This window comes from Micromonospora phytophila, from assembly GCF_023656545.1.
Classification (GTDB): domain Bacteria; phylum Actinomycetota; class Actinomycetes; order Mycobacteriales; family Micromonosporaceae; genus Micromonospora; species Micromonospora phytophila.
On the sequence record NZ_JAMOKF010000294.1, the window covers coordinates 1 to 6977 of the forward strand.

At 71.1% G+C, this 6977-nt stretch carries 8 protein-coding genes; all 8 read right to left on the reverse strand.

Translation table 11 applies throughout. From position 1 onward, the window contains the following. On the reverse strand, nt 1–812 hold an 812-nt coding region (nuoE, locus tag NCC78_RS25125; protein ID WP_250797473.1), incomplete at its 3' end, for an NADH-quinone oxidoreductase subunit NuoE. Beyond that, nucleotides 809–2134: an NADH-quinone oxidoreductase subunit D gene (locus tag NCC78_RS25130; RefSeq protein ID WP_250797474.1), complete on the reverse strand. Its 1326-nt coding sequence runs from the start codon at nt 2132–2134 to the stop codon at nt 809–811. The genes nuoE and NCC78_RS25130, both read right to left, overlap by 4 nt. Beyond that, a complete protein-coding gene (locus NCC78_RS25135) occupies nt 2131–2868 on the reverse strand; it encodes an NADH-quinone oxidoreductase subunit C (protein ID WP_250797475.1) in 738 nt (245 codons plus the stop codon). Before NCC78_RS25135 ends, NCC78_RS25130 begins: the two co-directional genes overlap by 4 nt. After that, nucleotides 2865–3542 carry a NuoB/complex I 20 kDa subunit family protein gene (locus NCC78_RS25140; protein ID WP_250797476.1) on the reverse strand — a complete coding sequence of 226 codons (678 nt, stop codon included), beginning with the start codon at nt 3540–3542 and terminating at the stop codon, nt 2865–2867. Before NCC78_RS25140 ends, NCC78_RS25135 begins: the two co-directional genes overlap by 4 nt. A gap of 14 nt (nt 3543–3556) precedes the next feature. Then, nucleotides 3557–3922: an NADH-quinone oxidoreductase subunit A gene (locus NCC78_RS25145; protein WP_088977004.1), complete on the reverse strand. Its 366-nt coding sequence runs from the start codon at nt 3920–3922 to the stop codon at nt 3557–3559. A 133-nt stretch (nt 3923–4055) separates the two neighbouring features. Beyond that, nucleotides 4056–5330 carry a geranylgeranyl reductase family protein gene (locus tag NCC78_RS25150; RefSeq protein WP_250797477.1) on the reverse strand — a complete coding sequence of 425 codons (1275 nt, stop codon included), beginning with the start codon at nt 5328–5330 and terminating at the stop codon, nt 4056–4058. A gap of 147 nt (nt 5331–5477) precedes the next feature. After that, nucleotides 5478–5708: a hypothetical protein gene (locus tag NCC78_RS25155; RefSeq protein WP_250797479.1), complete on the reverse strand. Its 231-nt coding sequence runs from the start codon at nt 5706–5708 to the stop codon at nt 5478–5480. A gap of 469 nt (nt 5709–6177) precedes the next feature. Then, a complete protein-coding gene (locus NCC78_RS25160) occupies nt 6178–6825 on the reverse strand; it encodes a demethylmenaquinone methyltransferase (RefSeq protein ID WP_250797480.1) in 648 nt (215 codons plus the stop codon). Nucleotides 6826–6977: the final 152 nt, after the last annotated feature.

A 6977-nucleotide genomic window follows, 5' to 3' on the forward strand; every position in this document is an offset into this window, starting at 1 on the left:
GCGGTGGTCCGTGCGCCGTTGCCCGCGACCGGGGCGGCGGCCTGGGCCTTCGCCGGCGCGGCCGGGGCGGGTGCCGGCTGCGCCGCCGGGGCGGCGGCCTTCGCCTTCTCCGCGGCCTGGTCGGCCTCCGCCTTGCTCCTGATCGGAGTGTTCGGGTCGAAGCCGGGCACCGAGACGCCGTGCTCCTGCGCCAGCAGCAGCCCACGCAGGGTCGGCTCCCCCGGCCCGCCGTCGGCGACCGCGCCCTCGCGCTCGTCGGCGAAGCCGGCGAGCTGCACCGACATCTCCTTCAGCGTGCAGAGCCGGGCGCCCCGGGTCGGCATCGGCCGGCCACCGGCGCGCAGCTCGTCGACCACGCCGCGCGCGGTCTGCGGGTCCACGCCGTCGAAGAAGTCGTAGTTGACGGTCATCACCGGGCCGTAGTCGCAGGCCGCCAGGCACTCGGCGTGCTCCAGGGTGATCTTCCCGTCGGCGGTGGTCTCGTCGTGCCCGACGCCGAGGTGCTCGGCGAGGGTGTCGTAGACCTCCTGGCCGCCGAGCACGTTGCACATCGTGTTGGTGCAAACGCTGACCAGGTAGTCGCCGGTCGGCCGGCGCTTGTACATGGTGTAGAAGGTGGCCACCGCGCCGACCTGGGCCTTGTTCAGGCCGAGCACCTCGGCGCAGAACGCGACGCCGGCCGGGGAGACGTGACCCTCCTCGGACTGCACCAGGTGCAGCAGCGGCAGCAGCGCCGACCGGGACCGGTCGGCCGGGTAGCGGGCGATGATCTCCCGTGCCCGCTCGCGCGTCTCGTCAGTGAAAACACTCATCGGTCACAACCACCCATCACAGGGTCCAGCGAGGCGCCACCGGCGATCACGTCGGCGATCAGGCCGCCCTCGGCCATCGCCGGCAGGGCCTGGAGGTTGACGAAGCTCGGCTCCCGGTAGTGCACCCGGTACGGCCGGGTGCCACCGTCGGAGACGGCGTGCACGCCCAGCTCGCCGCGGGGCGACTCGATGCCGACGTAGACCTGGCCCGGCGGCACCCGGAAGCCCTCGGTGACGAGCTTGAAGTGGTGGATCAGCGACTCCATCGACTGACCCATGATCTTGGCGACGTGCTCCAGCGAGTTGCCCATGCCGTCCACGCCGATGGCGAGCTGCGCCGGCCAGGCGATCTTCTTGTCGGCCACCATCACCGGCCCCGGCCGGAGCCGGTCCAGCGCCTGCTCGACCAGCTTCAGCGACTCGCGGATCTCGGCGAGCCGGACCTGGTAGCGGCCCCAGACGTCGCCGTCGGTGTGCGTCGGGACGTCGAACTCGTACGTCTCGTAACCGCAGTACGGCATGGTCTTGCGCAGGTCCCAGGCCAGGCCGGCGGAGCGCAGCACCGGGCCGGTCACGCCGAGCGCGAGGCAGCCGGTGACGTCGAGCACCGCGACGTGCTTGGTCCGCTCGATCCAGATCGGCTGGCCGGAGAGGAGGTCCTCGTACTCCTTGAGCTTCTTCGGCATCATCTTCAGGAACTCGCGGATCTTGACGACCGCCTCGTCCGGCACGTCCTGCGCCACCCCGCCCGGCCGGACGTACGCGTGGTTCATCCGCAGGCCGGTGATGGTCTCGAAGATGTCGAGGATGTACTCCCGCTCCCGGAAGCCGTAGAGCATGATCGAGATCGCGCCCAGCTCCATGCCGGTGGTGGCCAGCCAGACCAGGTGCGAGGAGATCCGGTTGAGCTCCATCATCAGCACCCGGATGGTGGTGGCCCGCTCGGTGATCTGCTCCTCGATGCCCAGCAGCTTCTCCACCGCCAGGCTGTACGCCGTCTCGTTGAACAGCGGCGCGAGGTAGTCCATCCGGGTCACGAAGGTGCTGCCCTGGACCCAGTTCCGGTATTCCAGGTTCTTCTCGATACCGGTGTGCAGGTAGCCGACGACCGAGCGGGCCTCGCGGACCGTCTCGCCCTCCAGCTCCAGGATCAGCCGGAGCACGCCGTGCGTGGACGGGTGCTGCGGACCCATGTTGACGACGATCCGCTCGTCGTTGATCGGGTCGGTGCCCGAGACGATGCTGTCCCAGTCCCCGCCGGTGACGGTGAAGACCCTGCCCTCGGTGGTCTCGCGCTCGGTGGCGTAGTTCGACGTGGTCACTGGTACGACCTCCGCTGGTCCGGCGGTGGGATTTCCGCGCCCTTGTACTCGACCGGCACACCGCCGAGCGGGTAGTCCTTGCGCTGCGGGTGCCCCTCCCAGTCGTCCGGCATGAGGATCCGGGTCAGGTTGGGGTGACCGTCGAAGACGATGCCGAACATGTCGTACGCCTCCCGCTCCTGCCAGTCAGCGGTCGGGTAGACGCTGGTGACGCTCGGCAGGTGCGGCTCCTCGACGGAGACCGCGGCCTCCAGCCGCACCCGACGGCGGTACGTCATCGAGGTGAGCTGGTAGACCACGTGCAGCCGGCGGGCGTCGGCGCCCAGGTAGTCCACCCCGGACACCGAGGAGCAGAGCTCGAAGCGGAGCGCCAGGTCGTCCCGCATCACCTGGCACACCTCGGCGATCCGCTCGGGGCGTACGTGCAGGGTCAGCTCGCCGCGGTCGACGACGACCTTCTCGATCGCGTCACCGAAGGCCGGGTACGCCTCCTCCAGCGCGTCGCGGACCTCGTCGAAGTAGCCCCCGTACGGCCGGGGGGCGTCCTCGATGGCCCGGCGCGGGCGGACCAGGCCGCCGTAGCCGGAGACGTCGCCGGTGCCCTGGTTGCCGAACATCCCGCGACCGGCGGGGCTGGCCGGCGGGTACTCGGCGGGGGCGGTGCTGCTCGCGCCGGCTGGGGTGACCGGTACCGGCACCCCGCCGTCGTCGCGCCTGTCGTTCGGTGCGGTCACTTCGGGCCCCCGTGCGCGTGGAGGTGGTTCTGGGCGTTCATCCAGTTCTCGATCCGCAGCTGCTCCTCGCGCCCCTCGCGGACGGCCTTCGTCCACTCGGCGCGCCGGGCCTTGTCGTTGCGGTACGAGGACGGCATCGAGCCGTACGGCACCACGGGCACGTCACCGCGCTCCTGGCGGGCCTGGAGCATCTTGCGGCCGTTCGGGCCCAGCGGCTCGTACATGATCTTCTCGCGGAGCTTGAGGATCGCGTCGATGAGCATCTCCGGCCGCGGCGGGCAGCCGGGGAGGTACATGTCGACCGGGACGATGTGGTCGACGCCCTGCACGATGGCGTAGTTGTTGAACATGCCGCCGCTGCTGGCGCAGACGCCCATCGAAAGCACCCAGCGGGGCTCCGCCATCTGGTCGTAGATCTGGCGCAGCACCGGGGCCATCTTCTGGCTCACCCGACCGGCCACGATCATCAGGTCGGCCTGCCGGGGCGAGGCCCGGAAGACCTCCATGCCCCAGCGGCCCATGTCGTAGTGCGGGCCACCGGCGGCCATCATCTCGATGGCGCAGCAGGCGAGGCCGAACGTGGCGCCCCAGACCGACGACTTCCGCGACCAGTTGACCAGCTTCTCCACCGAGGTGAGCAGGACACCCGCGGGAAGCTTCTCCTCGATACCCATCTGAGGTTCCTCCCTCAGTCCCAGTCCAGGCCGCCGCGCCGCCAGACGTAGGCGTAGGCGACGAAGACCGCGACGATGAACAGGACCATCTCCACGAAGCCGAAGATCGGCAGGGCGTCGAACGAGACCGCCCAGGGGTAGAGGAAGATGATCTCGATGTCGAAGACGATGAAGAGCATCGCCGTCAGGTAGAACTTGATCGGGAACCGGCCGCCGCCGACGGGCTGCGGGCTGGGCTCGATGCCGCACTCGTACGCCTCGAGTTTGGCCTTGTTGAAGCGCCGGGGACCGGCGAAGCGGGCGGCGGCCACGGAGAACAGCGAGAACCCCGCGGCGAGGGCGAACAGCCCGATGATCGGTGCGTAAGGCGAGAGCGACATCTTTTCTCCTGCTCGTCCTTCCCCTGCCCCTGGTGCTTGACGAAAATCACACTATTCACGTCCCTCGTGACGTCCGCCAGCGGGGGGGCGATCTCTCTCCGCGTCCGTGCCGTCACCGGCCCGGACGCGGTGTTCAGACGGCCGGCGCGGCCTTCGTCATCGCGTTGATGACCCGGTCCATCGCGTCCCCGCCCCGGGGGTCGGTCAGGTTGGCCAGCAGCTTGAGCACGAAGCGCATCAGCGTCGGGTGCGGCATGCCGTGCTTCGTCGCCATCCGCATGACCTCCGGACGGCCGATGAGCTTCACGAAGATGCCGCCGAGCCGGTAGTAGCCGCCGAAGCGGGCCTTGAGCTCGGTCGGGTACGCCATCAACGCCCGCTCCCGGTCGGCACCGGCCGGGCGCGCGAGGGCCTGCACCGCGATCTCCGCGGCCAGCTCCCCCGACTCCATCGCGTACGCGATGCCCTCGCCGTTGAACGGGTTGACCATGCCGCCGGAGTCGCCGACCAGCATCACGCCCCGCGTGTAGTGGGGGACCCGGTTGAAGCCCATCGGCAGCGCGGCGCCGAGGATCGGCCCCTCGGCGTTGGCCTCGTCGGTCATCCCCCAGTCCTCGGGGGTGTTGGCGAGCCAGTCGGTGAGCAGCCGGCGGTAGTTGGTCTTACCGAAGGCGTTGGAGGAGTTGAGGATGCCCAGGCCGGCGTTGACCCGCCCGTCACCCAGCCCGAAGATCCAGCCGTAGCCGGGGAGCAGGTTGTCGCTGCCCTTGCCGCGCAGCTCCAGCCAGGACTCCAGGTAGTTGTCGTCGTGCTTCACCGGGGAGCGGTAGTAGCGGCGGACCGCCACGCCGATCGGCCGGTCCTCGCGCTTGGCAAGCCCGAGGGCGAGCGGGAAGCGGCCGGAGACCCCGTCGGCGGCGACGACCAGCGGGGCGTGGAAGGTGGCCGGCTCCTTCTCCGGGCCGACCTCGGCCTGCACGCCGATCACCCGGTCGTCGGCGTCGAGCACCGGGCCCATGACGTTCACACTGGTCCGCAGCTTCGCGCCGGCGGCGATGGCCCGCTGGGCGAGCAGGTCGTCGAAGTCGAGCCGGGTGCGGACGAGGCCGTAGTTGGGGAAGCTCGCCAGGTCGGGCCAGTCCAGCTCCAGCCGGACGCCGCCGCCGATCACCCGCAGGCCCTTGTTCTGCAACCAGCCCGCCTCGGGCGAGGTGTCCACGCCCATCCGGATCAGCTGCCGCACCGCGCGTGGGGTCAACCCGTCGCCGCAGACCTTCTCCCGGGGGAATTCGGTCTTTTCCAGCAGCAGCACCCGTACGCCGTGCCGAGCCAGGTGGTACGCGGTTGCCGACCCACCGGGACCGGCGCCCACGACGATCACGTCGGCGTCGTTCTCCACCGCGGTCATCTGCGCCTCCTCCCCGCACGCTCGTGAAATGCTTCACAAGCCCAGACGGGAGGAGTGTATGACCGGCGTCATACCTTCCCCGGACCAGGGGTACCTAACTTGCCGGAAACACGCCGGTCGGAGTCCACACAGCGGCGTCGCCGGGGGTCACTGCCGGGCCGGTGCGGCCGCGTCCAGGCCGGCGTCCACCCGGATTGTCTCCGGAAGGTGCTCACGCAGCGCCCCGCCGGCCGCGCGGTCCAGCGCGGCGAGCACCTCGGCCACCACCTGACGGACATCGGCGGGATCCGCGCCGGCCAACTCCTTGAGCTGCGCGATGAGTTCCGCGGCGTCGTCGTCGGTGGTTGCCGCACGGTCCGCCTGGTCAGGTCCCGTCATGGGGGCGAGCTTACGGGTCAAAGTAGACCAAATCCGGATATTCACGAAAGCAGACGCACGCCGTCGGACGCACGCCGTCGGACGCACGCCGTCGGGCCGGCCGGCGGCGTCCTCCCGGCTGGCCGACGGTGCCCCGCCGTTCCGGCACGCCCCCGCCCCCGGGCGCCCGGCGCCCGGCGCCCGGCTGATTCCACTCGCACGGCCCCTTTGCTCTGCCGCCACCGATGCACCGGGTTGCCCGCAGAGCTGGTGCATCGGTGGCGGCAGAGCAAAGGGCGCAACGAAGGGGTCCGTCGCGGCGCGGGCGAGGCGAGCGCGCCGACGCCCGGCGGCGCCACGCGACGACGCCGGTCCGATCGCCTCCCACTCCGCCCGGGTGCCGGCGGAGCATCTGGTCGGCGAACGGCTGGTCGGGCGAACGGCTGGTCGGCAGCCAGTCAGCGGGTGTCGGCCCCGCCGCCGGTGACGGTCAGGCGCGGACCGCGCGGTGCAGCGCGACGACCCCACCGGTCAGGTTGCGCCAGGCCACTTTGCCCCAGCCGGCCGCGCCGACCCGCGCGGCCAGCGCCGGCTGGTCCGGCCAGGCCCGGATCGACTCGGCGAGGTAGACGTACGCGTCGGGGTTGCTGGAAACGGTACGGGCCACCGCCGGCAGGGAACGCATCAGGTACGACAGGTAGACCGTGCGGAAGGCCGGGTTGACCGGGGTGCTGAACTCGCAGACCACCAGCCGGCCGCCGGGCCGGGTCACCCGGGCCAGCTCCCGCAGGGCGGCGTCGGTGTCGTTGACGTTGCGCAGCGCGAAGGAGATGGTCACCGCGTCGAAGCTGGCGTCGGCGAAGGGCAGCTTCAGCGCGTCCCCGGCCAGCAGCGGCACCTCGGGTCGGGTGCGCTTGCCGGCGTACACCATGCCGAGGGACAGGTCGGCGCCGACCGCGTACGCCCCGGACTGGGCGAGCTCCCGCGTCGAGACGCCGGTGCCGGCGCCGACGTCCAGCACCCGCTCTCCCGGCCGCAGGTCGAGCGCGGCCCGGGTGGCCCGCCGCCAGAACCGGTCCTGCCCGAAGGAGAGGACGGTGTTGGTCAGGTCGTAACGAGCCGCCACGCCGTCGAACATCGCGGCGACCTCGTGCGGCTGCTTGTCCAGGCTGGCGCGCTGGCCCTGCGGGGTACGGCTCACCCCTCCACTCTGCCAGCCGACCCCCAACTCCCGGCCGCTGGGTCGGCCGCACTCCTCGCCCCAGACCGACCCGCCCCGGGCCGAACCAC